Below are 23,289 nucleotides of genomic sequence, written 5' to 3'. Positions count from 1 at the left end.
TGACGACAAGCATTCTTCATTAATAAAAATGGGCGGAATTCGCCCATTTTTACTCACTCAGCCTTGATCATTTTGTCGGTGGGAACTGCGCCAAAATTCGGCTAACGGCTTTGGCGGTATCTTGGGCTTTCTCATTGCCGCCTGCATCGAAATCATAACTGTCGCTACCACGCCAAATGAGTGTTTTGGTTTTAGGGTCGACAATATCTATCTGAATAGTTTGAATTTTAGCGGTATCACTACCCAGTGGTACCCCAACGCTAGTGCCAATTCCTATGCCCCCTGAACGGCCGAATGTGCCTGTGCCTAATCCAATCGATAACCCTGAATCCTTAGGTTTATCTTGGGTCAGTAGGGCGTAGGCGACGTTAAAGTCGGGGGCTTGGGTATTTTCGACAAAGCCTTTTTGAGTCAACTGGTTGTTAATTTCGACTTGAATGCGCTGGGCGCTGAGCGGGTCGTCTGTGGGCTGTGGCGTTAGCTGGGTAAAGCTGTGCAGTGTGCTGAAGTCGTAATTGAGATCGTAATCGTTTTTCGGTTTACTGCTGCAGGCGCTTAATAAGGCAACAGCGACGAGCAGACTGGCAAAGTGACGGTATCCCATGATAGTGCTCCAAGTTGTACAAACTCTGTTCAATGTGCCTTGATTAAGGTTGTTTCTGCAAGTACTTTAGATAAGTGTGTTGTATTTGAATCGCTTTAAACGCCATTCGGCAGCTTCGTTTTGCGCAGGTGTCGTTTAACAATGGTTCATCTGAGTATGCTTCATTTGAGAACAGCTCATTTTGACAGAGGAATAGCGGCGGGTTATGGAACAGTTAGCCTTTTTTGATATCCCCAGTCCCTGTATTGGTGTGTGTCAAACCGATGCGCGCGGTTACTGTAATGGTTGCCTGCGAAGCCGTGACGAAAGATTCAATTGGTTAACGTTTTCAGATGCGCAAAAGTACGATGTCATTCGGCTGTGCACTCAACGTAAACGCCGTCGCCAGTTGGCGATGATGAAAGCACGGCAAGCGCAAATTGAGCAAGAAAGGGCGGCGTTAAATCCGCAGTTGAATTTTGAGCCTGAGCCCGAAGCCGATCTCGATTTTGGTGGCTTCGAGCTAGACTAATATTTTGAATTGCAAGTTAAATAGGCCAGTTAAATAGTCTTGTTTAACTGACTTGTTTTACTCGCTTGTAGAATTAGCGCGTTAGATGAATAACAGATGCGCAGCCGTTTAATCCCTATCCCAATCCCTATTACAGCTTGCGCTTCTTCGGCCAGATTAAATTAAATCGGGTATGTTGCTCATCGCTGGTGACGCTGACATTCCCCTGGTGTCGCTGCATAATCCGTTTGATGATCGCAAGCCCCAAACCATGCCCTTTATTGCCATTTTGCACCGATTGGCTGCGATAAAAAGGCTCGAACACTTTCGGTAAATCCACCGAGGGGATAGGTTCGCCGTCGTTACTCACACTTAAATTGACCCTGTGCTGTGTCTGCTTTACTTCAATAATGATTTCAGTACGGGCAAAGCGTTGGGCATTGGTCAGTAAATTTTGCAGCGCACGTTCAATCAATGCCGGCTCTCCAAACAAGGGCAGTTTTTCGACTTCTGTCTTTAAGATAATAGGCGTTGGACTTAAGGTTTCTAGGCGCTTAATGCTTTGATTGATGAGATTAATTAGATCGTATTCATCCAACTGGATACCTTCTCGCTGGGACTCTAAACTGGCGTAGGTTAGCAGTTCCTGAAGCAAGTCTTCCATTTCTTTGATATCGAGCTGCATTTCATCGAGAAAGTCTTGGCGCTTTTGTTCGTCCGAATCAGGCTGACAATACATGGGCATGAGTGCAAGGGCGAATTTGAGCCTCGCCAGCGGCGTGCGGATCTCATGGGATACCGCATTAGACAGGTGTTTTTGGTTTTCTATCAAGGCACTAATATGCCGCGCCATTTCATTAAAGGTATTGGCTAAGGGTTTAACTTGGGAACGATTTGATAGAGTAATTCGCGTGTCCCATTTCGCTTCGCCAAACTCTTTAGTGGCCTTACGTAGTATGCTCAAATCCCGAGAAAGCGGGCCAACCCAAATTAGCGCAACGAGGGCGAGTGATAAATAAAAGAACAGGGTGAACAGGCTGCGAAGGTTGCCTCTAGGATCGATGTCCAGCGGCCCTGCCATTAAGACTTGATCGCCGACTCGGATAAATTGCAGCAGAATATCGTCATTGGTCGTGGTAGTGAACACCTTGCTTGTGCTTAGCGCTTGATTGTCTGCCAGCGCTACTTGATCGGCACTGAGCAATTGCAACGGCATAACAGGATTGGCTGGGATCGCCTCCAGATACCTTTGGCGGGTATCGGGAGGCAGTTCCGCTAACAATTGCGCCAAGGCCACTAATGGCGCATCGAGGGCATTATTGTCATCAACATTCTTCTGCCACAGGCTGTCGAGTGTCCAGCCAATCCCAAGCACGCTGAGACTGAGTAGCAGATATAAACTGATAAAGAGACGTTTCACTGTATTTGTGCTTAGTTATTCCAAGCTTCAGGAGCAAAGAGATAACCTTGTCCCCAAACGGTTTTAATTCTGAAAGGTGTCTCAATATTATCGTTGAGTTTTTTACGTAATCTAGAGATCCGCACGTCAATTTTTCGATCTTTACCATCGAAATCAATATTGAGTAACAACTGATAAATATACTGACGGCTGAGCACTTGGCCCGCTTGTGAGGCCAGTAACCACAGCAATTCGAATTCATGGCTGGTGAGATCAATTTCAGTTTCATTAAGACGAATCGCATGGGTATGCGGGTCGATACTCAATTTACCGAAGGTTAGACAGTGTGATTCTGCCTGTGGTGGCTGATTCTGACGGCGAAGTAAGTTGTTGATCCGCGCAACTAACAGAGCAGGATCGACAGGCTTGACTACATAGTCATCGGCACCGAGTTCTAGTCCTTTGATTTGATCTTCACTTGAGCCAAGTGCGCTCATCAATAGGATTGGACCTGCAAAATAATCGGGCAGTTTCTCACACAGGGTGAGGCCATCCATGCCCGGTAACATAATGTCTAACAGTATGATATCTGGCTTGTAATTGATTAATCGTGTTAGCACTGTATCGCCACGGCGTTCAACTTCAACATGCATACCATGGGATTTTAGGTAATCTACAATCAAGTTTGCTAGGCGAACGTCGTCTTCAACCAATAATACTCTGTGGTTCGATTGTGGGCTTGTCATTAAAATAAACTCCAAGGGTTGCGGTAACGTCTGCGAACCTGAGGTTGTGATGCAGAAGTGATTTTAAGTTTGGCACCAGCCAAAGTTTGGTTACTGTCTTTACTCACCATGACAAATTGAATATCCGTCATAGTGTGGATTTTCATGCTTAACGTATGGGTTGAAACTGAATCACTGCACCATTTGGGGTAGGCAGCGTTGTCGGACAAGATACAGATAAGCTCATCTTTAGCGAGTTCCCACTGTAGTTCTATATAGACGTCACAGGCCTCAGTTTCTGAACTTGTGATGCAAATTTCGGGTGTGAGTTTGAGTGCCGAGTCGCGAGTTTTGGCTTGTGCTGAACTTTGGCCCATCAAGCCGAGGCTTAGACCTATAAAGCAAAGCAAGCTTAACTGAGGCAGTGTCACTAACGTTAGAACCTATAGGCAGCGCCGATAAAGTAGGTGCTGCTATAGTCTTGGTCTAACAAGGGACTGGCGGCAATCTCATCGGCAATTAGAGTGTAACGAACTGCCAACAGTAGATCCCAATTGTCAGTTAATATGTAACGGGCCGTCATTTCCGCACCTTTATCCCAACCTGATTTTGCTTGATATCTTTCGCTCCAATAGGCGTTTTCACTGGGTCTAACGCTGTAATAATAATCCACTACATCTTGGCTTTTCCAATCAAATACCAATGCAAACTCAAAAATGAAACGGTCGTAATCCCAGCCATAGGTCCATTTTATTTGTGCTTCCGAACCTTGATGAACATTAAACATATCATGAGTGTACGCCAATCTAATAATACCGAGCCGTGTATAGATGAATGCTTCGGCACCACCAAGTAGGGTGAAGTTCCGCGTCTCTAAGGAATTAAACTCAGGCTCGGGCTCAGTCGACAAAGTCATACTATTTATGGCTTTGGCTTCAACTTGAGTACCACGATTCAAAAAGATATTTGATGGGTCCCATTGATAGAAGTAGGCTCTATCTAAGCTATAACTGGTCACTAGATTGAACGTGAAGCTTTCTTGCTCGGCTAAGGTGTAGCCTAAATTACCATTATCGAAGAACCAGTGTTCGCCGTAATAGGCCACTGTAGGAATAAAGAACAGTGGAATATCGTCAAAATCCTTGAGTGGATTGCTTTTTTGTCCCCAGCCAATGGCGACGCCTAGATCCCAGTTGTTCATCTCAATGCATTGATTTTCTGATGCGCAGATTTCTTTCGCCATTCCGACAGAAGGCAAAATACTTAAACTTGTAATGAGGACAAAAAGGATGCGATACATGATTTAACGATTAAGGGCTGAGGTTAATAATACAGGAAAATAGATTAGCATTTTATGCCCAATTCAACAGTGGTTTCATTCGCAGGGATGCAAAATGATACAGCTATCAATTAAATAGTAAATTTGTAGATCGCACAATACCTTGATAGTCATGCTAAAAGCCTATTTTGGTGGCTTTCATACGGTTAATTGTGGATGTTAAGTTTTGTATTCGATACGTTTCGTCTGTAACGGAAATGATATTAATTGTGAGCTGAATAGCTGTGTTGCTTGAAAATAATAATGCCATTCGCAGATGTGAATGGCATTGAATGAAGCTGAAAAACGCGCTTTGCTGTAATAACACAGAGATTAGAATGAAGATTAATTAACCTCAGTAACCGACTTGTAGCCCATTTCTGTCAGTTGATCGTTTACACAATCAAGCACATATTGTTTTAGCTCTGCATTCTCGACTTGATCTTCAGAGGCCATCTGCTGGCACACTTCTTTCAGCTGAGCGATATCGGCTGCTGGTGCAGGCGGTAAAGATGAGTCGTCAGCAAAGGTCGTGAAGCTCACTAATGCCAACAGGGTGAAAACAGCTGATAACTTATTCATTTTATTTCCTTTAGTTATGTATTGTTAACTACAGATTAAGAAGCATTCTCTTAATACCACTGCGCCAACATCAGCAATTTATCACTGCTATTCTGTTTTAGATATAAATAATTTTTACCTTTTTGGGTTAAGGATTTTTAGCTTGTTTTCCCTTGATTCGCTTCAAGTAAATGACCAGCTTAAGTGCAGAGCCATTGACTTCGATTTAGCCATTCTCCCAACAGATGAACCTGTTGAGTTTGGCTTCAGCGCAAAGGGCTTTGTGCAAAGGTTATGTGCAGAGTGAGTTGTGCTTAACTCCTGCATTAGCTTCGTAGGCTAAAATAGGCTAAATCTGGCATCCCAGAGTTGGTTTTTTCCCAAAGTGCCACTTACATCACCTTAACCACTTATTTGCGATTAAGTGCAGTATTCTTGCTGTTTTAGCCCTCATTTTGATTAAGGTTTTAAGGGCGCTTAATACCAAACTATGCAGAAGTTATAAAAAATTGCATAAAATGCGATATGACGCAGGTTGTAGCCGACTTTCTTCCTAGAATATTGAATTGAAAAGAATTAATTTTTAATCAAACTTAGGATTCGGTATATTTTTAACATTTTTTATTTTAAGTGTATGTTTTTATTTTGTATTTATTGCTACTTATTCATTTTAAATGATTTCGTTGCCAAGGTTATGGCTATCCTCTAGAATGCGCGGCTCTCGCAGGTGCGTGAACATAAAGTCTGCGGTTAATGCCGTTGATTTTTATTGAATTATTGATTTTTCTCTAGGGGAACTCTGTGTCTACAAAACTGGCTAATCCAGCGCCATTAGGTTTAATGGGCTTTGGTATGACAACGATTTTGTTAAACATCCATAACGCGGGATATTTCCCTATTGATTCTATGATCTTAGCCATGGGGATTTTTTACGGCGGCATTGGTCAAGTGATTGTGGGTATTATGTGTTTTATGCGCGGCGATACTTTCGGTACGACGGCATTTACCTCTTACGGGTTGTTTTGGTTAACATTAGTGGGATTAATCCTAATGCCTAATGCGGGCATTGCGGCGAGTCCAACGTATTTTATGGGCTGGTATTTAACGCTTTGGGGCATATTCACCGCATTTATGTTTGTGGGTTCTTTACGTTATCCACGAGCTAAGCAATTTGTGTTTGCTTCTTTGACTGTCTTATTTTTCCTATTAGCGGCGCGTGATTTCACGGGCAGCGCCTTGATTGGCACTATTGCTGGCTTTGAAGGGATCATCTGTGGTGCGAGTGCGATTTATTTTGCGATGGCGCAGGTGCTCAATAATGAGTATGGCCGTACGATTTTACCGGTTGGAGAATTGAAAAAGTAACGATTCAGCGATGGATGGTAGTGAAAAAGGCTGATGCAGATCAGCCTTTTTTTATGGGTGTTTTTTAGCGGGACTAGATTTTAGTTCTAATATAGGCCGCAGCCGCATCATCTAAGCTACGCAAGGATACATAACTCGTGCCTGCCTTGTGCGTGATCAAGAAGCCTTTTTCAGTTTCTTTAATCCGGTAAATGTCGGTCCATAAAATTTGGCTGGTCACTGACATGGATTGAGTGTGAATCCCTTGCTCATCAATGGTGAGCGTGACCTCATTGCTGGCCGCTTTACTCATCATTTGACGCATTAACCACCATGCCTTGTGATACTTCACATTGAGCGCATCGATAACGCCGAGTCCAACGAAAAAGTAAGCTAAATAGAGGCTAATGTCAGCGAAGATCAGCGCGATACCTATCAGGGCCAACCCTATGGCTTTGTAGTAAGGTTTGAGCGTGGGATCAGGCACGACAGATTGGGTATAGCACTCATCGAAATGGGCTTTATCTAAAATATAGGTCGTTGAGTAAGAATAGGGCGTCGGCATAATGTCATCTATTTTAGGTGCTGCTTAATGCGGGCTAGTGTAGCGATTACAGTGATAAAAGTAACTAAAGTAACGAATGCATAAAGTTGTTGTGTATAAAGCGCTAAGGTCGCTCGCGTGAGTATGGGTAAGTGTGCTGTCGTGTCCTATGCCAATGTTGGAAGGATCTCCTCGATGAAGCTAACACTTTGAGTTGGACAGAAATGCTGCAACGGCTATATTAGTCTTGACGTCAGCGTTATTCGATCCCATGAGTCCCTCAAGGAGTGCGAAAGCATAATGGCCTTAGTCCCTAAAGATTTTGTTAATTACAAATCAACGCCGGTTTTCAGCCGTGACAACGTCCCTAACATGTTGTTGCACATGCATAATACTAAGGCTGGCGTGTATGGGCAGATCCAAGTGCTAACGGGCAGCTTAAAGTTCTATGGCTTTACGGGCAGTAGAGGCGAGTTAGATAAAGAGATCATCATTCGCGCCGGTGAAACGGCCATTTCTCATCCCGAGTATTGGCACAAAGTGGAGCTACTGACCGAAGATACCCAGTTCAGACTCCACTTTTATGCCCATAAAGATTCCGCCATAGTGGCGCAGCAACAATCCTAGCGAAGTGAATAGTGTCTAGCTCCTAGCACCTAACATCTAGCAACTAACACTCAGTCCAATTCGCACGGTTCGCGGCTGCAGTTGGCCACTTTTTTAATAACGATTTACGCTAATAGCGATTTCGCTCCGCCGGAATATCAGTTATATACTCGACAAATTCCACTTCAAAACCATGGGCGTCAAAGAAGTAAATATTACGCCGATAGGGATCTTCCATGCCATCTTTGGCAATCGGGAAGCCTGCTTGGGTCAATCTTGCTATCACAGCATCTAAGTTGTCGGTGACAAAGGCAAAATGCGCCAGTCCAATTTGATGACCCGTTAAATCTCGGTTTTCTCCCTCACCATTGTCACTAAAAGCAATGTATTGATAATCATCGCCAAAATGAATCCAATTGCGAGGTTTGCCGTACCAAGTGCCTTTATCGCCACCACGAACACGCCAGTGGGGAAAAGCCGCTTGATAAAAGCGCAGTGCTGCGGGGATGTCGTCTACGACTAAGTTGATATGCTCTAAATGAATCATAATGCGTTCCTTGTAATGATTTTAGTCTGTTGCTGGTGGTTAAAATCTCAAGCCGCTTACATACCGTAACAGTATTCCTGCTGCTTTGGGTACGCTTGTCCGGCATGTTGTTGACGAATGGGCGCTAATGCTTGGGCGTATTGATGCAGCATATACAAGCTGTACTGCACTCTTTCCCTGAGTGCGATATCGCGGGCTCCCTCGGGTATGGCATTGAGTACATGGCTGACATTACGGATGATCAAGTGATCGGGAATAGGCACTAATTTATTGTTTTTGAGTGCATTCATCTTCACTTCAACGATGGGATAGGTACCACCAATCCCGTTCGATACAGAAATTAACAGTGCCGGTTTATGGGCGGTTTCTTCGCGAGTACACATCAATAAAAAGTTCTTCAGTAGTGGCGATGCCATGCCGCCCCATTCAGGGGTGATAAGCACCAGCGCATCGGCTTCGTCGACGTTTTTTTCTATTTCGGGCCAGTGCTCCCCTTTGTTGTCTTCCTCTCCATCCCAAAACGGCAGGTTAAATTGGCATAACTCTAAGTGATGTATGCTGGCGTAACCCATAGCATGGGGAGATGAGAAACTGCTTTCTGCAATGTAGCGACCGACTTTAGCACTTTGGGAGTCGGGTCTTTGGCTGGTGCTGATGATGAGTAATTTCATTAAGTAAACCTATTTGTTTATAAATTATTTATAAGGTAATTACTTTATTTAATCTTGTAAAGGATAAAGTAAATAAAAAAGTTTATTTAATCTGTTAAAGCGGTACTGGATCGGAGATAATGCGCTGGCTAACATCGGAGAGTTCAGATGAAAACCACTGATAAGATTATTCAATTGCTCAAGTTACATGGCCCGCTTACCGCTAAAACCTTAGCGGAGGAATTGGCGTTAACGACGATGGGCGTGCGTCAACATCTTCAGGCATTGGAAGACGCAGGCGATGTGGACATCGAAGATAGAGTTGAAGGTCGTGGTCGCCCAACGCGTTACTGGAGATTAACTGAACAGAGCCGCAGTCACTTTGCCGATCGCCATGAGGAATTGACGGTGCAGCTTATTGATTCGGTGAAAATGATCTTTGGCGACCAAGGCTTGGATAAGCTTATTGATTACAGGGAGCAAAGTGCGTTAACCCAATATCGTGCCGCTATGGAAGGGGCGACAGATATTCCGACACGTTTGGCCATCCTTGCGAAATTACGTTCGAACGAAGGTTATATGGCGACGATGGAACAGGTAGATGGCGTGTATTTTTTACTCGAAAATCATTGTCCTATCTGCGCCGCAGCGACTAAGTGTTTGAACTTTTGTCGCTCAGAGTTGCAACTTTTCCAGCAGTTATTCGCCGATATCGCGGTGGTGAGCCGCGAAGAACATATCATCGAAGGTGCACGCCGCTGTGCATATAAGATTGAGGCTATTTCTCACTAGTGGGACTTAAGCCGCTCAATTATGGCGCTTTATCTTTAGGATAAAACGCCACTAAGTGCTAACGGTATATCAAGCGTTAGTGCGGAGTTTAAAGCTTAGAACTTAGAACTTAGAACTTAGAACTTAGGGCTTTTCAGGTTCGTGATAGGCCAGTAAGGTCTCGAAGCGAGCATGTCCTTTAAGTTGTGAGAAATCCGCCTCATCTAAGGCCAGTTCCTTGAAGGATGCACTGTTATGAATGGCGCGCTCTAAATCAGAAATCGCTCTATCTTCAACCCCTAAGCACGCAAAAGCACAAGCTCTTTGATAAAAAGCGTGGGCGTTTGTTGGATCAACTTCCAGAACGCGATTACACAGGCTTTGTGCCCAGTTAAATTCGCGCATTTCCATTGCGGCGTCGGCCTTGTAGGTCAGCGCTTCTAAATCCCCTGGTCGAATCGTGAGAATTTCATCATAGACTTCAATTTTCTGCTCTGGCGTTTGCGCACTTTGCGCCCGTAGCCAGAGGTTATGGATTTCATTGATAATCTCAATCTCGCGATTATTGTCCGTGATAGTACGGCTCTTACGCTTGAGTTCTTGCTCAAGTACTTTGAATTTTTCTTCGTATTGTTCGGCAATACTCTGCAGCTGGTTAGCAGCCAGTTTGGCGGTGTGCGTTTTGATTTCTCGCAGGGATTGCCAACCGATAAAGGCGACTAACGAGGCGACACCCGCGATGATGTAGAAGAAGTAAGTCACAGTGACATTGGCGTAATTCATCGATTTGTCAGCTACGGCGAGTTCGCGGTCGGTGATGTCGATGGTGAGACGACGCTCGAGATCCTGTTGATCGTGTCTAAGGGATTTAAGTTCATCGAGGACGTAACGCTCGATCAGCGGTTTATCATGGATAGCAGAAGTGCGAGCCGCTTTTGGGTGATTAACTGTATCGCTCGCTTGGGCGAAAAAAGAGCTCGCTAGCGTCACTAAAAATAAGGCTAAAAATAGCAGGTTCGAACGTATTAAAGCGGGACTTGCGGATAAGTTTTTGATGCGGTAACCACTCACAGTAAGATGAATTGAGCGCCTAGCTTAACAAATTTTACCTCGTTCGATCCAATTTAGCCCAGAATAGCCTTTGTGATGCCCCTCTAGTTCGGCTTGCTATGAGCCGAACTTGCATCCTGCTAGAATGGCTATCTCATTCATATTTCGTCATTTGTGGTGTTATGCAATCTAAGCGCGGCCGACTCGATCGTTATCTTTGTATCCAGTTACACACTCACCGTAAAGCGGTGCGTGAACTGCTATTATCGGGCCGAGTGTGCGTCGATGGATTGATAGTGAAAGATATGGATAGGCAAGTGGATGAGTTTTCCCGCATCCAACTCGATGAGCACATACTGCAGGCCAATGCGCCCGTCTATGTGATGCTCCACAAGCCGATAGGTGTAGTAAGTGCCACCAAAGATACTCAGCATAAAACTGTGATTGATTTGCTTGATTGCGAAGCCCGTGATGAGTTGCATATCGCCGGCAGACTAGATTTAAACTCTTCGGGTTTGTTGTTATTGACCAATGACAGCCGCTGGTCTGATGCGTTGATGTCACCCACACACAAGGTCGACAAAGTGTATCGGGTTACCTTAGCGAATCCCATAACCGAAGAATACATCGCTGCATTTGCCGAAGGGATGTATTTTGGCTTTGAAGATATTATAACCCAACCCGCTAAGCTGGTTATCCTCGCTGATAACGTGGCTGAAGTGACTTTACATGAAGGTAAGTATCATCAAATCAAACGGATGTTTGGTCGGTTCCGCAATCCGGTTGTTGGCCTGCATCGATTGTCGATAGGCGATATTGTGTTGGATGAAAAGCTGGCACCGGGTGAAAGTCGCGCACTCACTGCTGCTGAAGTGGCCTCTATCCGTTAAAAATGATGAACAGAAAAGCACATCAGGCATTCATCGTTCTTATCGTTATTGTTTGCCATGCTAACAATGAAAGCTAAGCATAAAAGCTAAGTACAAAAGCTAAGTGCAAAAGCTAAGCAGTCAAACGGACCTGAGCGTGAATGCCCTCAAGTCCGTGCCATGCCATTAAAGATCGGCGTGGGGGCCGAACACTTCATAGTGCATGTTTTCTGCCGCGACACCCAGAGCTAGTAGTTGTTGCTTGATGGCTGACATGAATCCAAGGGGGCCGCAGAAATAATAACGTGCGTGTGGAAGCAGCAACTCGGCGACTTTACTTAACTCCATTTGCCCTTCGAAATCATAATCATCACCCAACTTATCGGTTGGGGCTGGCTCACGATACCAAACATGACTCGTCAGATTATGATGTTGTTGGCGCTTGGTGTGAATCGCCTGTTTAAACCCGTGTACGGCGCCTTGCTCACAGGCATGCAGCCAAGTGATAGTACTTGGATGTTGCAGCTTGAGTAATTGATTGAGCATACTTTTCATCGGTGTTTGGCCTACACCAGCTGAAATAAGTACTACCGGCGTGTCCGCTGCGACTTCTAGGGTAAAGTCTCCCGCGGGTGGCATTACCGCGATTTTGTCGCCGACGTGTATCGCATCATGCAGCAGGTTCGACACTTGGCCGCCGAGTTCGCGTTTCACACTGATGCGGTAGCTGGTGCCATTAGGCGCATCGGATAAGGAATATTGGCGGATTTCTTCATATGCCAAATTCGGGTGTGTTAGCTTCAAACTTAAATACTGACCGGGAATAAAATCTTTAACTGGCTTGCCATCTGCGGGCGTCAATATGAAGGAGGTGATGACTGCTGACTCGGTATTTTTCGCACTAATAATAAACTGACGCTCACCCAACCAGCCACCATCTTGTTCTGCATGCGCTTGATAAATCTGTGCTTCTCGCTGAATAAAAATGTTGGCTAAAAATCCATAGGCCTGTGCCCAAGCTTCTAACACTTCTTCTGTTACCGCATCGCCCCCTAATTCTTTAAGCGTTGCCAATAAATGGCCGCCGACGATCGCATATTGCTCAGGTTTGATCAAAAACCCCGTATGTTTTTGGGCAATGCGTTCGACCGTTGAACTCAGTACCGCTAAGTTTTCGATATTTTTCGCATAGGCTGCGACGGCATTGAACAGGGCTACAGGCTGACCACCAGAATGTTGGTGCGCCAAATTAAATACATCTTTTAGTTCAGGATTATGTTTGAACATGCGTTGATAAAAATGGGTCGTCAGCGCAGGGCCTGCTGATTCGAGTAAGGGAATGGTGCTCTTGATAACTTGGATAGTACGGCTGTCCAACATAGAAAATCCTTAACGTGTAAATATTATGAATGTTTTATGATTTTAAAGATCTATTTGATTTGGATCAATAGAGATTATCGCTATCTGTGCTATCGATAACGAGGCTGAGATCATTTGAAGTGTTCAATAAAAGGAGAAATTAAATCGAGAAATAATGAAACGGATATTCTATTTCAATGGGTTACATATGATGTAAATAGAGGGGAGTTTGACTGCAACAGCAAAAATGGTTGCAGTCGTTTGGTGGTTGATTGAGTTAAATTAGAGCTTAAATGCGCTCACTTGATTGCGCATGCTGCTGGCAAGCTTAGTCAAATTAATCACAGATTCACTTAATTCAGCCGCCGAAGCTGTGGAATGCTCGGCGATATCGCTGATGGCAATAATGCTGCGATTAATACTCTCGGCAACGCTACTTTGCTCTTCAGCTGCGGTCGCAATGTGGGTATTCAGCTCGGTGATGCTGTCTACTGAGGTGACAATTTCTTTCAGTGCTTGACCCGCCTGATTGGCTTTATCATTGGCATCATCTACTTGATTGATACCGATTTCCATGGCGCTGACGGCTTCTTTAACCCCTTGTTGTAGGGTGGCAATCATGGCCTCAATTTCTTGAGTCGATTTTTGAGTGCGTTGCGCTAGGGTGCGCACTTCATCGGCCACGACCGCAAAGCCGCGGCCTTGCTCTCCCGCCCGTGCGGCTTCAATGGCGGCATTGAGTGCCAGTAAATTGGTTTGTTCGGCAATGCTCTTAATCACATCGAGTACGCGGCCGATATTTTGGCTTTCATTAGATAAAAATCCAATGACCTGCGCCGTTTTTTGAATTTGATCAGAAAGCTGCGACATACTGCTAATCGATTGCATCACAATATTATTGCCGTTAGCGGCATAGGTATCGGCATCTTTGGCTGAATCCGCTGCGGCAGATGCGCTTTGGGCGACTTCGGCAACGGTGGCCGTCATCTCATTCATGGCCGTTGCAGTCTGCTCCGTTTCGGCTTGTTGCTGTTGCATTCGTTTATTGGTGGCTTGGGTGAAGCTACTTAACTCATTTGCCGAACTGTTGACCGTAGTTGCCGCCTCGGCAATGGAATGAAGAATCCCCCGTAAGTGTTCAATTACTTGGGTGAGGCTAGTGGATATTTGCCCTAGCTCATCGTGATTAAAAGTGGTGAATCTGACGGTGAGATCAGAGTCTTGATGGATCATCTTTAATTTACCGAGGATGTCATTAATGGGATTCATCACGCTTTGATTCACCCAGAGCCCAATCACAATACTGACAATCATGGCGGTACAGGCTAATGCTACAAAAATAGTGATTGAAGATTGGTAGATGGCATTTACACTCTCTTTTTCTTCGCCCGCTACGCGGATTTGCAGTGCAATCAGTTCAGATATTTGGTTACTAATGGGATCGATAGCTTGGTACAGCGGCAGGATATTGGCTGAGAGTTGGCTTGAAACATCACCATTTAATCCTCTTAAGCGTGAGATCAGGGTATCAATCTGTTGATTGGCGGGAGAGAACAGCACTTCGGCTTGTTTTACTAGTCTGGATTCTTCTGAGGTAAGCTCGGTAGATAGGTATTTTTGCCAATGCTGAGTAATAGTCGATTTGGCACTGTCTAGCGCTTCAGCCGCTTGCGAGGCGGTGAAACCACCCGCGTTCGCCTTGTTGACCGCATCGATAACATCGACCGCATATTTATCGGCAATGACTTTTAAATCGTCCAGCGGCACCACTCTGTCGTTATAGATACGTTCAACACCCGACTCAATGTTGCCCATCATATTAATGGCGAGAAAACCAATCGTCAGTAACATTGCAAGGGGGACCAAAATACCGATAAACATTTTTTGTTTTATTTGTAGACCGTTCATATGGGATAGCCTCAGTGAACTAAAGAGTCCTTTAGGCAGAGCTCGAGCTATCCCTACGATGAGTCTGTAACATTAGGTATAGCAAATCAGCGGAAAGAGGGGAGAGTAACAGAGGATTTATTTTGTTTTAGATACAAAAAAACCTCGCTAAGCGAGGTTTAAATGTTGGTACAGATGAGAGGACTTGAACCTCCACGCCCTTGCGAGCACCAGCACCTGAAGCTGGCGTGTCTACCAATTCCACCACATCTGCATGGCTATCCGAAATTTCATCGAATGAGTAATCTTAAAACCAAAGAAACAATCTTAATGCTTTGTTTCACTCGTTGAACTGCAATTTGGTACAGGTGAGAGGACTTGAACCTCCACGCCCTTGCGAGCACCAGCACCTGAAGCTGGCGTGTCTACCAATTCCACCACACCTGCACTGTACCTATTGCAGTTCTCTAACATTAGTCGCTGTAGCAACCAATTTAAAGATGGTGCCCGAACCCGGAATCGAACCAGGGACACGAGGATTTTCAATCCTCTGCTCTACCGACTGAGCTATTCGGGCGACGGGCGCAATTTAAAGGCTTTTCGGGTTTTGAGTCAATAGATTTTTACTAAATAACGTAAAAAGTGACTCGGTTGGATAAGATTTACACGAAAGTGTCATTTACGCTGCAAGTGGCGAGCTAAAAATAGTCAAACCACTATCCACGCTGGGGACTTAGCAATATCCAGTGATGGGTTATCTTGGCTAGCAAAGCAAAAAAATGCCCCTATTAAAGGGGCATTCTCGGCTAGTTTGATAAGATTTCATTGTTTGGATAGTTAGCTTGCATTACCATGAGCACGTTTTGCTTCAGCTTGCTCTGACCTAATTCGCCATAAGCTTCTATCATTATCTCTAATGCCCGTTCATTTGAAGGGGTGCCAGGATATGTTTCCATTACAGATTGTGCTCGGATTGCTGCGGCGCTCCATGCATTCATCTTGAGATAATATTCGGCAACTTGGATTGAATATCTTGCTAAGCGATTCTTCAACGCTAACATGCGTTTTTGCGCATCGGCGGCATATTTGCTGTTAGGGTAAGTTTTGATAAGACGATCAAAATCTTTGAAAGCATCTTGAGCATTTTTAGGATCACGATCGGTGCGGTCGATATTAAGCATATCGTGGAACAAATAGTTGTCGGCTTGCATGTTCACTAAACCACGCATATAGAACACATAGTCAATATCAGGGTGGGTAGGATTAAGACGGATAAATCTGTCTATGTTCGCAATCCCCGAAGCGACATCGTCCATTTTGTAGTAAGCATAAATCAGGTCTAATTGGACTTGAGTTTTGTGAGGTCCGAAGGGAAAGCGTGAGTCTAACGCCTCCAAAGAACGGACAGCTTTAGAGTAATTGCCAAGTTCCATAGAGGTTCTTGCCTGAGTGTAAAGCACATCAGGTGACGTTTTGGCGGCAATATCGTTATCATCAGGGCTGCTGCTACAGGCTGATAACGCTAGTGAAAATAGGACTAAGGTAACGCCTTTGGAAAATTTATACATACTTGAATTCAATTCTTTTTAAGTTGTAGTTAAGAATTTTTCCATTTCACTATAAAATAGAAAACATCCGATTGTAACAGATAGCACACATTTTTTGACCCCTAAATGGGGATACGGTTCCTATGACACAAGAGATTAATCTAAAAAGCGAGATTTCGGCAACACAAACTGGACTGAGATTAGATCAGGCCCTAGCAGAGTTGTTCCCAGATTACTCGCGCACGCGCATCAAGGAATGGATCCTATCTGATGCAGTTTATGTTGACGGCGTTGTCGTTAATAAGCCCCGAGAGAAAGTTTATGAGCTGCAACAGATACTCATAGATGCCACTCTTGAAGAAGAAGTTCACGCAGCGGCACAGGCCATTGATCTGGATATCGTCTATGAAGATGACGACATTATTGTGATCAACAAGCAAGCGGGACTCGTGGTTCACCCTGGTGCAGGCAATGCCGATGGCACTTTGATGAATGCACTATTGCACCATTGTCCCGATATTGAGCATGTACCACGTGCTGGTATTGTGCACCGTCTGGACAAGGATACTACAGGTTTAATGGTTGTAGCCAAAACCGTTGAAGCGCAAACCCATTTAGTTGCCGCCTTGCAGGCCCGTGAAATCACTCGTGAATACGAAGCGATTGTGATGGGGACTATGACAGGTGGCGGTACTGTGGATGAGCCGATTGGTCGTCATCCAACGAAACGTACTCATATGGCGGTGCATCACTCAGGTAAACCTGCTGTGACGCATTATCGTGTGGCGGAAAAATTCCGTAATCACACTCGTCTAAGATTGCGCCTTGAATCTGGTCGTACTCACCAAATTCGTGTGCACATGGAATACATAGGCCACGTATTAGTGGGCGATCCTGTGTATGGTGGTCGTCCAAAACCGCCGAAATGGGCCAGCCCAGAGTTTTTTGATATTCTGAAAAACTTCAAGCGCCAAGCTCTGCACGCTGTGCGTCTTGAATTAGCGCACCCTGTGAGTTGTGAAATCATGAGCTGGCACGCGCCAATTCCTGAAGACATGGTGATTTTGACGAAAGCACTGCGTCAAGACACAGTCGAGCATCCTATCGAGTATTTGTAAGTGTTTAATCACGATTGGCCTGTTCCCGCTAATGTCGGCATCGCTATGACAAATCGTCATGGCGGTGTGAGCGTGCATCCCTATGACAGTTTGAATCTTGGACTGCACGTCGGTGATGCGCCTGAGCTGGTGATGGCTAATCGTGAATTACTCTGCAAACAATTAGCGTTAACCGCTGAGCCTGTCTGGCTCGAGCAAGTGCATGGTACTCATGTGCTTAATTTAGACGGGCTGAGCTTAGCTCCTGCTGTGGATACACCGATTGCCGATGCCTGTTACAGCCGAACCGCGAGCCTAGTTTGCGCTATAATGACTGCCGATTGTTTACCTGTGTTGTTGTGTAATCAAGCGGGAACCGAAGTGGCTGCAGCTCATGCCGGTTGGCGTGGTTTATGTGATGGCGTGATTGAGGCCACCGCGGCGCAGTTTAGTTCACCTATGGATGAGTTGATTGCCTACCTCGGCCCGGCAATTGGTCCACAAAAATTTGAAGTCGGCGTTGAAGTACAGCAAGCTTTTTGTACTTTACATTCGCAGTCGGCAGCGTGTTTTATTCCAAGTGGTAACAAGTATCTTGCCGATATTATTGGCTTGGCTAAATTACGCTTGAGTTTACTCGGGATAAACCATATTTATAGCGCAGATATCTGCACAGTCAGCGACACGGATTACTTCTCTTATCGTCGCGATAAGGTGACGGGACGCATGGCTTCATTGATCTGGCTTAAGTCTTAAGCTAATTCCCCTACAGTTTGTATTTATTTGCGCGTTATTCGCTTGAATTTGGCTAAATAGCCCCCATCTTTTAACTAACGAAATGTAATACCAATCCTATTGAGATCTCTCCATTAGCGGTACTGATTTTAAAGCCACTAAATTGGCAAGATATCTTGTGGATTGGCATATCTCTACTGTATGAGTGTTAGGAGGCTGTATGCGACTCGATCGTATGACCAATAAATTTCAGCTTGCCATTTCTGATGCCCAGTCACTCGCACTTGGGCGTGATCATCAGTTTATTGAACCGCTGCATTTGATGATGGCATTGTTGAACCAAGATTCAGGTTCAATCCATCCCTTATTGACCCAAGCTGGCATTCGAGTGAGTGCGCTGCGATCGCTCTTGAGTCAAGAGCTGGAACGCTTACCTCAAGTTGAAGGGACTGGCGGCGATGTGCAATTATCCCAAGGTTTAATCCGTTTATTAAACCTGTGTGATAAATTGGCGCAAAAGCGTAAAGACAAATATATCTCTAGCGAATTATTTGTATTAGCTGCGTTAGAAGGTGCCGATGCCCTTGCGCAAGCGCTGAAAAAAGCCGGCGCGACCAAAGAGTTGATGGAGCAAACCATTGAACAAATGCGCGGCGGCCAAAAAGTGGATGATCCGAACGCTGAAGATCAACGCCAAGCGTTGAAGAAGTTTACTATCGATCTCACCGAGCGAGCCGAACAAGGCAAGTTAGATCCTGTGATCGGCCGTGACGATGAAATTCGCCGTACGATCCAAGTGTTACAACGTCGCAGTAAAAATAACCCCGTCCTTATCGGTGAACCGGGTGTGGGTAAAACGGCGATTGTTGAAGGACTCGCCCAGCGTATCGTTAATGGTGAAGTCCCCGAGGGCATTAAAAATAAGCGTGTCTTATCCCTCGATATGGGCTCATTGATTGCGGGTGCTAAATATCGTGGTGAGTTCGAAGAGCGTTTAAAAGCGGTACTTAATGAGTTGTCACAGGAAGAAGGTCAAGTGATCCTCTTCATCGACGAGCTGCATACTATGGTCGGCGCCGGTAAAGGTGAAGGCGCAATGGATGCGGGTAACATGCTCAAACCTGCGTTAGCGCGTGGTGACTTGCACTGTGTGGGTGCGACAACGCTTGATGAGTATCGACAGTATATTGAAAAAGATGCGGCGCTTGAACGACGTTTCCAAAAAGTGCTGGTGGATGAGCCAAGCGTTGAAGACACCATTGCTATTTTGCGTGGCCTGAAAGAACGTTACGAGCTGCATCACCATGTGGAAATTACCGATCCGGCGATTGTGGCGGCAGCGACCATGTCGCACCGTTATGTGTCGGACCGTAAGTTACCTGATAAAGCGATCGATTTGATCGATGAAGCGGCATCGAGTATCCGTATGCAAATGGACTCAAAACCTGAGTCACTCGACAGGCTCGAACGTCGTGCTATCCAGCTCAAACTGGAGGAGCAGGCGTTAGCCAAAGAAAATGATGAGGCGAGTCGTCGCAGGCTTGACCATCTGCAAGAGGAATTACGTGACGTTGAAGCGAAAGCTTCAGAGTTGAACGAAATCTGGCGTACTGAAAAAGCCGCATTAGCGGGCACTCAGCACATAAAAGCCGACCTCGAACAGGCTCGAATGGATTTAGAAGTGGCGCGTCGTGCGGGTGATTTAACTCGGATGTCTGAGCTGCAATACGGTCGTATTCCTGAGCTTGAAAAACAGCTCGATTTGGCATCGCAAGCCGAAATGCAGGACATGACGTTATTGCGTAACAAGGTTACTGAGTTCGAAATCGCCGAAGTATTGTCGAAAGCGACGGGAATACCCGTATCGAAAATGCTTGAAGGCGAGCGCGAAAAATTACTGCAAATGGAAGTGGCACTGCATGAACGAGTGATCGGCCAAAACGAAGCCGTCGATGCGGTCGCGAATGCGATTCGTCGTAGCCGCGCGGGTCTGGCGGATCCAAATCGCCCGATTGGCTCGTTCCTGTTCTTAGGCCCAACAGGTGTAGGTAAAACTGAGCTGTGTAAATCACTGGCGAGGTTCTTATTTGATACCGAATCGGCTTTAGTGCGCATTGATATGTCTGAGTTTATGGAGAAACACTCAGTATCGCGTTTAGTGGGTGCGCCTCCAGGATACGTAGGTTATGAAGAGGGCGGTTACTTAACGGAAGCCGTTCGTCGTAAACCGTATTCGGTGATATTGCTCGACGAAGTCGAGAAAGCGCATCCCGATGTGTTTAACATCTTACTGCAAGTGCTTGATGATGGACGCTTAACCGATGGTCAAGGTCGTACTGTAGATTTTAGAAATACAGTGATCATCATGACCTCGAACTTAGGCTCTGACATTATCCAAGAAGGATTTGGTCAAGTGACCTATGCAGAGATGAAAGCGGCGGTAATGAATGTGGTCACTCACAGTTTCAGACCCGAGTTTTTAAACCGTATCGATGAATCTGTGGTGTTCCATCCATTGGATGCTGCCAATATCAAGCGTATTGCTTCGATACAGATTGCTTCCTTACGCCAACGTTTGGCGGAAAAGGACTATACATTGGAAATCACCGACGACGCATTATCACTGATTGCGGAAATTGGTTTCGATCCTGTGTATGGCGCAAGACCGTTGAAACGGGCATTGCAGCAAGAAGTCGAAAACCCGCTGGCGCAGAAATTACTGCGTGGCGACTTGTTACCGGGTAAACCGATCAAGGTTAGCTGTGCGGGTGGCGAATTAGTGTTCGAGCAATAACCAGTAGCTGTAACTTAGTGTGTTGTTTGAATGCGATACGTTAACAGCAAGCTTGAAGTTGGATAGGTTGAAATAGGCGAACTGAAATAAGCGTTCTTGAATGAACGAGCTTGAAATAAACTATCTTGCAATAAGAGATAGCGCTTTCTTAGTCAGTATCGCTCCCGCTTCAAGTACTAAAACGAAAGGAGCCGAGTTTTTAACTCGGCTCCTTTTTTATTGCATCAGCGTTAATCGTTGTTCGTTAATGTAGTGGCATAGTAAATTTGGCTACTTCTTATCACAGAAGAGTTTGATTCTTTCCTGTTGCTGAGCAATCGAGGCTTGGCGGTCTTCCTCTGTCATAGCGACAGATTCACCCGAATCGGAAGTTTGGCGGATAAGCTTAGTGTGCGTTGTGAGAATATCTAAATTGTGTTTAGCACTCTCACAAATGGATTGAGCCTGTTTAGCATCTTTCTCTTTGATCAGCGCCGCTGACTTTTCTAATTCATTGGCTTCAGAAGTGGCTTCTGCTTTCTTTACCGGTGCGATAAAACCCACTTTCGCCTGCTCTAAATCTTCACTGTAGAGCTTTTCTGCTTTGATGTTTTCTTGTTGCGGGGCTTGTTGGCTGTAATGCGTCACCCCATTTTCGTCGACCCAAGTATAGATAACGCCCGCAGAAACGGGGCCAATGAAAAGGCCGAGCCAAAACCAGCGGCATAGCATAGTGCTGAACGTGTTCACTTTTAACATCGAAATCATCCCTAACTGGTCTCTCATCGACATGATAATAAAATATGTTATCTTGAAAGCTAACTTCTCTTCACTGAACTAGCGTAATAAGTGTATGCAAAATTCTTCAAATCAAACAGTAAAGAATAAAGGTATCTATTTATTACCGAACCTTTTTACCACCGCGGGTTTATTTTCTGGCTTTTATGCCGTAATTGCTTCCATGAATGCTAACTTTGAAGCCGCAGCGATAGCCATTTTTATTGCCATGATTAGTGATGGGCTCGATGGACGAGTGGCAAGACTGACTAATACCCAAAGTGATTTTGGTGCTGAGTACGACAGTATGGCCGATATGGTGTCCTTCGGAATGGCGCCAGCACTACTCGCCTACAATTGGGCCTTAGCTGACTTAGGTAAAATTGGTTGGCTGGCCGCATTTATCTATTGCGCAGGTGCAGCACTCAGGCTTGCTCGATTTAATACGCAAGTTGGCGTTGCCGATAAGCGTTATTTTCAAGGTCTCGCCAGCCCGGCTGCCGCCGCTGTTATTGCTGGCAGTATTTGGCTTGGTAACCAATACAGCCTCGATGGAAGAAACATCAGTTGGATTGCGGCCCTTGTTACGGCAGCAACCGGTTTACTGATGGTCAGCAATTTCCGCTATCACTCCTTTAAAGAAATTGACTGGCGCGGCAAGGTTAACTTTATCGTGATCTTACTGGTCGTCGGTGTGTTTGTGGTGGTGTCGGTGCAACCTGCATTGATTTTATGTGTCGGCTTCTACTTATATGCGATTTCAGGCCCGATCATTACTATCAGAACGGTGAGAAAACTCAAAGTCGCCCACGTTGTTGGAGATGATGTCGCGGCGAATGTAGAGACGGTTCCCTCGGCCCAAGCCGCAGCACAAACTCATGGTGTAACAGATCTCGAGAAAGAGAAACAAGATGAGCATAAATCTTAGGGTTCGTGCTTTTGATCATTGCTTATCATTAGCTAGCTGCGAACAAGAGTAAGGCATCACACAGGGCATAACGTTTTTAGAGGTTTGCTGATAGATATAGCTAAAAATTGCTATCAACTTCTGTTTATGCCCATTCAATCTATTAAAACCCCAGCAATAGGCTATTTCTTCTGCCAGACTTATCAACCCAAACAGCGATATTGCTCAATATTGCAGTATATTTCTGCAGTTTGGTGGTTATTCATTCGCTTGGCGCTGATTGTTAAAAAAGCCCTTGCACAAAATCTTCTGCTCCCTATAATGCGCATCCACTGACACGGCAGACAGCGTTAAGCAGCCTGATGTGACAGTTCATCGATGAGTTTACTGATTGATGAGTGTTGAGAAAGTTTGTAAAAACTCCTTGACGCGAAACGGAAAATGCGTAGAATACGCAGCCCTAGTCAACTGGAAGCGTTCGGCGCTCAGTGTGGTACTCACGTCCTCTTACGGATATTGAGTTGCTCTTTAACAAGATAAAACAAGAAATCTGTGTGGACACTCACAGGTGTTGAGTTAATCGAAATTACTTTACTTTCGAGTGAGTAATCAAAGAATTAAATCAATGAATGAGTGTTCATAGCAATATGTACATAATTTGGGTTTCGCTTTTTTAAAAGCGGAAACAAATGACAGAATTCATTGAGCCGCTGAAGTCGCAAGACGGAA

Annotated in this window: 24 protein-coding genes and 3 tRNA genes; 9 read left to right on the top strand and 18 right to left on the bottom strand. The window is 45.2% G+C overall.

The window, feature by feature from the left end:
* Positions 1-67: 67 nt before the first annotated feature.
* Entirely contained in the window at positions 68-604 is a 537-nt protein-coding gene (locus tag Q4Q52_RS09835; RefSeq protein ID WP_006085795.1) for a DUF4136 domain-containing protein, read from the bottom strand.
* A gap of 205 nt (positions 605-809) precedes the next feature.
* Between Q4Q52_RS09835 and Q4Q52_RS09830 the strand changes: the two genes are divergently transcribed.
* Positions 810-1,115, top strand: coding sequence for a DUF1289 domain-containing protein (locus Q4Q52_RS09830; RefSeq protein ID WP_006085794.1), 306 nt, complete (start codon positions 810-812; stop codon positions 1,113-1,115).
* A gap of 130 nt (positions 1,116-1,245) precedes the next feature.
* Here the strand turns inward: Q4Q52_RS09830 and Q4Q52_RS22205 are convergent, their stop codons facing one another.
* From Q4Q52_RS22205 to Q4Q52_RS09805, 6 genes are all read right to left on the bottom strand, one after another.
* A complete protein-coding gene (locus tag Q4Q52_RS22205; RefSeq protein WP_409373418.1) occupies positions 1,246-1,947 on the bottom strand; it encodes a sensor histidine kinase in 702 nt (233 codons plus the stop codon).
* Between the two features lie 137 nt (positions 1,948-2,084).
* On the bottom strand, positions 2,085-2,153 hold the full coding sequence (locus tag Q4Q52_RS22200; protein ID WP_373317072.1) for an AgrD family cyclic lactone autoinducer peptide: 69 nt from the start codon (positions 2,151-2,153) through the stop codon (positions 2,085-2,087).
* A 372-nt stretch (positions 2,154-2,525) separates the two neighbouring features.
* Positions 2,526-3,239, bottom strand: coding sequence for a response regulator (locus tag Q4Q52_RS09820; RefSeq protein WP_006080570.1), 714 nt, complete (start codon positions 3,237-3,239; stop codon positions 2,526-2,528).
* Complete coding sequence (locus Q4Q52_RS09815) at positions 3,239-3,649, bottom strand: DUF3019 domain-containing protein (protein ID WP_028759258.1); 411 nt, start codon at positions 3,647-3,649, stop codon at positions 3,239-3,241. The genes Q4Q52_RS09820 and Q4Q52_RS09815 overlap by 1 nt, the downstream gene beginning before the upstream one ends.
* 5 nt (positions 3,650-3,654) lie before the next feature.
* Positions 3,655-4,518, bottom strand: a complete 864-nt coding sequence (locus Q4Q52_RS09810) for a MipA/OmpV family protein (protein WP_311990498.1) — start codon at positions 4,516-4,518, stop codon at positions 3,655-3,657.
* A 363-nt stretch (positions 4,519-4,881) separates the two neighbouring features.
* Entirely contained in the window at positions 4,882-5,118 is a 237-nt protein-coding gene (locus tag Q4Q52_RS09805; protein WP_012088493.1) for a hypothetical protein, read from the bottom strand.
* 780 nt (positions 5,119-5,898) lie between these two features.
* Between Q4Q52_RS09805 and Q4Q52_RS09800 the strand changes: the two genes are divergently transcribed.
* Positions 5,899-6,462: an acetate uptake transporter gene (locus tag Q4Q52_RS09800; RefSeq protein WP_006085788.1), complete on the top strand. Its 564-nt coding sequence runs from the start codon at positions 5,899-5,901 to the stop codon at positions 6,460-6,462.
* Between the two features lie 73 nt (positions 6,463-6,535).
* Here the strand turns inward: Q4Q52_RS09800 and Q4Q52_RS09795 are convergent, their stop codons facing one another.
* Positions 6,536-7,006 carry a YcxB family protein gene (locus Q4Q52_RS09795; protein ID WP_311990497.1) on the bottom strand — a complete coding sequence of 157 codons (471 nt, stop codon included), beginning with the start codon at positions 7,004-7,006 and terminating at the stop codon, positions 6,536-6,538.
* 279 nt (positions 7,007-7,285) lie between these two features.
* Here Q4Q52_RS09795 and Q4Q52_RS09790 point away from each other — a divergent pair, with 279 nt between their 5' ends.
* Positions 7,286-7,612, top strand: coding sequence for a DUF1971 domain-containing protein (locus Q4Q52_RS09790; protein ID WP_311990496.1), 327 nt, complete (start codon positions 7,286-7,288; stop codon positions 7,610-7,612).
* 109 nt (positions 7,613-7,721) lie between these two features.
* Here Q4Q52_RS09790 and Q4Q52_RS09785 read toward each other — a convergent pair whose 3' ends face one another.
* On the bottom strand, positions 7,722-8,138 hold the full coding sequence (locus tag Q4Q52_RS09785) for a VOC family protein (RefSeq protein ID WP_259513272.1): 417 nt from the start codon (positions 8,136-8,138) through the stop codon (positions 7,722-7,724).
* A gap of 56 nt (positions 8,139-8,194) precedes the next feature.
* Complete coding sequence (locus tag Q4Q52_RS09780; protein ID WP_259562774.1) at positions 8,195-8,809, bottom strand: NADPH-dependent FMN reductase; 615 nt, start codon at positions 8,807-8,809, stop codon at positions 8,195-8,197.
* A gap of 147 nt (positions 8,810-8,956) precedes the next feature.
* Here Q4Q52_RS09780 and Q4Q52_RS09775 point away from each other — a divergent pair, with 147 nt between their 5' ends.
* Complete coding sequence (locus Q4Q52_RS09775) at positions 8,957-9,580, top strand: metalloregulator ArsR/SmtB family transcription factor (RefSeq protein ID WP_311990495.1); 624 nt, start codon at positions 8,957-8,959, stop codon at positions 9,578-9,580.
* A 123-nt stretch (positions 9,581-9,703) separates the two neighbouring features.
* On the opposite strand, the gene Q4Q52_RS09770 is transcribed toward Q4Q52_RS09775, so the two are convergent.
* The gene (locus tag Q4Q52_RS09770; protein ID WP_311990494.1) at positions 9,704-10,630 is read right to left on the bottom strand and encodes a TPR end-of-group domain-containing protein; all 927 of its coding nucleotides are present in this window, start codon (positions 10,628-10,630) and stop codon (positions 9,704-9,706) included.
* A 161-nt stretch (positions 10,631-10,791) separates the two neighbouring features.
* On the opposite strand from Q4Q52_RS09770, the gene Q4Q52_RS09765 reads away from it, so the two are divergent.
* Positions 10,792-11,499, top strand: coding sequence for a 16S rRNA pseudouridine(516) synthase (locus Q4Q52_RS09765; protein ID WP_311990493.1), 708 nt, complete (start codon positions 10,792-10,794; stop codon positions 11,497-11,499).
* A 165-nt stretch (positions 11,500-11,664) separates the two neighbouring features.
* Here Q4Q52_RS09765 and hmpA read toward each other — a convergent pair whose 3' ends face one another.
* The 6 genes from hmpA to Q4Q52_RS09735 form a co-directional block, all read right to left on the bottom strand.
* Positions 11,665-12,858, bottom strand: a complete 1,194-nt coding sequence (gene hmpA, locus Q4Q52_RS09760) for an NO-inducible flavohemoprotein (protein WP_311990492.1) — start codon at positions 12,856-12,858, stop codon at positions 11,665-11,667.
* Between the two features lie 261 nt (positions 12,859-13,119).
* Positions 13,120-14,745 carry a methyl-accepting chemotaxis protein gene (locus Q4Q52_RS09755; RefSeq protein ID WP_220592229.1) on the bottom strand — a complete coding sequence of 542 codons (1,626 nt, stop codon included), beginning with the start codon at positions 14,743-14,745 and terminating at the stop codon, positions 13,120-13,122.
* 166 nt (positions 14,746-14,911) lie between these two features.
* Positions 14,912-14,998 (bottom strand) — tRNA-Leu (locus tag Q4Q52_RS09750).
* Between the two features lie 86 nt (positions 14,999-15,084).
* A tRNA-Leu gene (locus Q4Q52_RS09745) sits at positions 15,085-15,171 on the bottom strand.
* 54 nt (positions 15,172-15,225) lie between these two features.
* Positions 15,226-15,301, bottom strand: a tRNA-Phe gene (locus Q4Q52_RS09740).
* A 229-nt stretch (positions 15,302-15,530) separates the two neighbouring features.
* Positions 15,531-16,292: an outer membrane protein assembly factor BamD gene (locus tag Q4Q52_RS09735; RefSeq protein ID WP_006085778.1), complete on the bottom strand. Its 762-nt coding sequence runs from the start codon at positions 16,290-16,292 to the stop codon at positions 15,531-15,533.
* 122 nt (positions 16,293-16,414) lie between these two features.
* Between Q4Q52_RS09735 and rluD the strand changes: the two genes are divergently transcribed.
* From rluD to clpB, 3 genes are all read left to right on the top strand, one after another.
* Positions 16,415-17,389 (top strand): 23S rRNA pseudouridine(1911/1915/1917) synthase RluD, encoded by a 975-nt coding sequence (gene rluD / locus Q4Q52_RS09730; protein ID WP_105249966.1) that lies wholly within the window; start codon positions 16,415-16,417, stop codon positions 17,387-17,389.
* Positions 17,390-18,124 (top strand): peptidoglycan editing factor PgeF, encoded by a 735-nt coding sequence (gene pgeF, locus Q4Q52_RS09725; protein ID WP_311990491.1) that lies wholly within the window; start codon positions 17,390-17,392, stop codon positions 18,122-18,124.
* A gap of 199 nt (positions 18,125-18,323) precedes the next feature.
* Entirely contained in the window at positions 18,324-20,897 is a 2,574-nt protein-coding gene (gene clpB / locus Q4Q52_RS09720) for an ATP-dependent chaperone ClpB (RefSeq protein ID WP_105249964.1), read from the top strand.
* A 270-nt stretch (positions 20,898-21,167) separates the two neighbouring features.
* Here clpB and Q4Q52_RS09715 read toward each other — a convergent pair whose 3' ends face one another.
* On the bottom strand, positions 21,168-21,635 hold the full coding sequence (locus tag Q4Q52_RS09715) for a DUF4124 domain-containing protein (RefSeq protein WP_006080594.1): 468 nt from the start codon (positions 21,633-21,635) through the stop codon (positions 21,168-21,170).
* 94 nt (positions 21,636-21,729) lie between these two features.
* Between Q4Q52_RS09715 and pssA the strand changes: the two genes are divergently transcribed.
* Complete coding sequence (pssA, locus tag Q4Q52_RS09710) at positions 21,730-22,581, top strand: CDP-diacylglycerol--serine O-phosphatidyltransferase (protein WP_311990490.1); 852 nt, start codon at positions 21,730-21,732, stop codon at positions 22,579-22,581.
* Positions 22,582-23,289 lie beyond the last annotated feature (708 nt).

Origin of the sequence: Shewanella sp. SP1S2-4 (assembly GCF_031932075.1) — a bacterium.
GTDB lineage: Bacteria > Pseudomonadota > Gammaproteobacteria > Enterobacterales > Shewanellaceae > Shewanella > Shewanella baltica.
The sequence above is the reverse complement of the archived record's forward strand: the minus strand, read 5'-3'. Positions and strand labels throughout refer to the sequence as shown.

Excerpts from the sequence above, each read along its gene's own strand:
- Q4Q52_RS09780 (WP_259562774.1), bottom strand. The coding sequence starts at position 8,809 with ATGAAATTACTCATCATCAGCACCAGCCAAAGACCCGACTCCCAAAGT.
- Q4Q52_RS09810 (WP_311990498.1), bottom strand. The coding sequence starts at position 4,518 with ATGTATCGCATCCTTTTTGTCCTCATTACAAGTTTAAGTATTTTGCCT.
- Q4Q52_RS09765 (WP_311990493.1), top strand. The coding sequence starts at position 10,792 with ATGCAATCTAAGCGCGGCCGACTCGATCGTTATCTTTGTATCCAGTTA.
- pssA (WP_311990490.1), top strand. The coding sequence starts at position 21,730 with ATGCAAAATTCTTCAAATCAAACAGTAAAGAATAAAGGTATCTATTTA.
- Q4Q52_RS09795 (WP_311990497.1), bottom strand. The coding sequence starts at position 7,006 with ATGCCGACGCCCTATTCTTACTCAACGACCTATATTTTAGATAAAGCC.
- Q4Q52_RS09735 (WP_006085778.1), bottom strand. The coding sequence starts at position 16,292 with ATGTATAAATTTTCCAAAGGCGTTACCTTAGTCCTATTTTCACTAGCG.
- Q4Q52_RS09785 (WP_259513272.1), bottom strand. The coding sequence starts at position 8,138 with ATGATTCATTTAGAGCATATCAACTTAGTCGTAGACGACATCCCCGCA.
- hmpA (WP_311990492.1), bottom strand. The coding sequence starts at position 12,858 with ATGTTGGACAGCCGTACTATCCAAGTTATCAAGAGCACCATTCCCTTA.
- Q4Q52_RS09805 (WP_012088493.1), bottom strand. The coding sequence starts at position 5,118 with ATGAATAAGTTATCAGCTGTTTTCACCCTGTTGGCATTAGTGAGCTTC.
- Q4Q52_RS09715 (WP_006080594.1), bottom strand. The coding sequence starts at position 21,635 with ATGTTAAAAGTGAACACGTTCAGCACTATGCTATGCCGCTGGTTTTGG.
- Q4Q52_RS09790 (WP_311990496.1), top strand. The coding sequence starts at position 7,286 with ATGGCCTTAGTCCCTAAAGATTTTGTTAATTACAAATCAACGCCGGTT.
- clpB (WP_105249964.1), top strand. The coding sequence starts at position 18,324 with ATGCGACTCGATCGTATGACCAATAAATTTCAGCTTGCCATTTCTGAT.
- Q4Q52_RS22205 (WP_409373418.1), bottom strand. The coding sequence starts at position 1,947 with ATGGCGCGGCATATTAGTGCCTTGATAGAAAACCAAAAACACCTGTCT.
- Q4Q52_RS09830 (WP_006085794.1), top strand. The coding sequence starts at position 810 with ATGGAACAGTTAGCCTTTTTTGATATCCCCAGTCCCTGTATTGGTGTG.
- Q4Q52_RS09820 (WP_006080570.1), bottom strand. The coding sequence starts at position 3,239 with ATGACAAGCCCACAATCGAACCACAGAGTATTATTGGTTGAAGACGAC.
- rluD (WP_105249966.1), top strand. The coding sequence starts at position 16,415 with ATGACACAAGAGATTAATCTAAAAAGCGAGATTTCGGCAACACAAACT.
- Q4Q52_RS09775 (WP_311990495.1), top strand. The coding sequence starts at position 8,957 with ATGAAAACCACTGATAAGATTATTCAATTGCTCAAGTTACATGGCCCG.
- Q4Q52_RS09755 (WP_220592229.1), bottom strand. The coding sequence starts at position 14,745 with ATGAACGGTCTACAAATAAAACAAAAAATGTTTATCGGTATTTTGGTC.
- Q4Q52_RS09835 (WP_006085795.1), bottom strand. The coding sequence starts at position 604 with ATGGGATACCGTCACTTTGCCAGTCTGCTCGTCGCTGTTGCCTTATTA.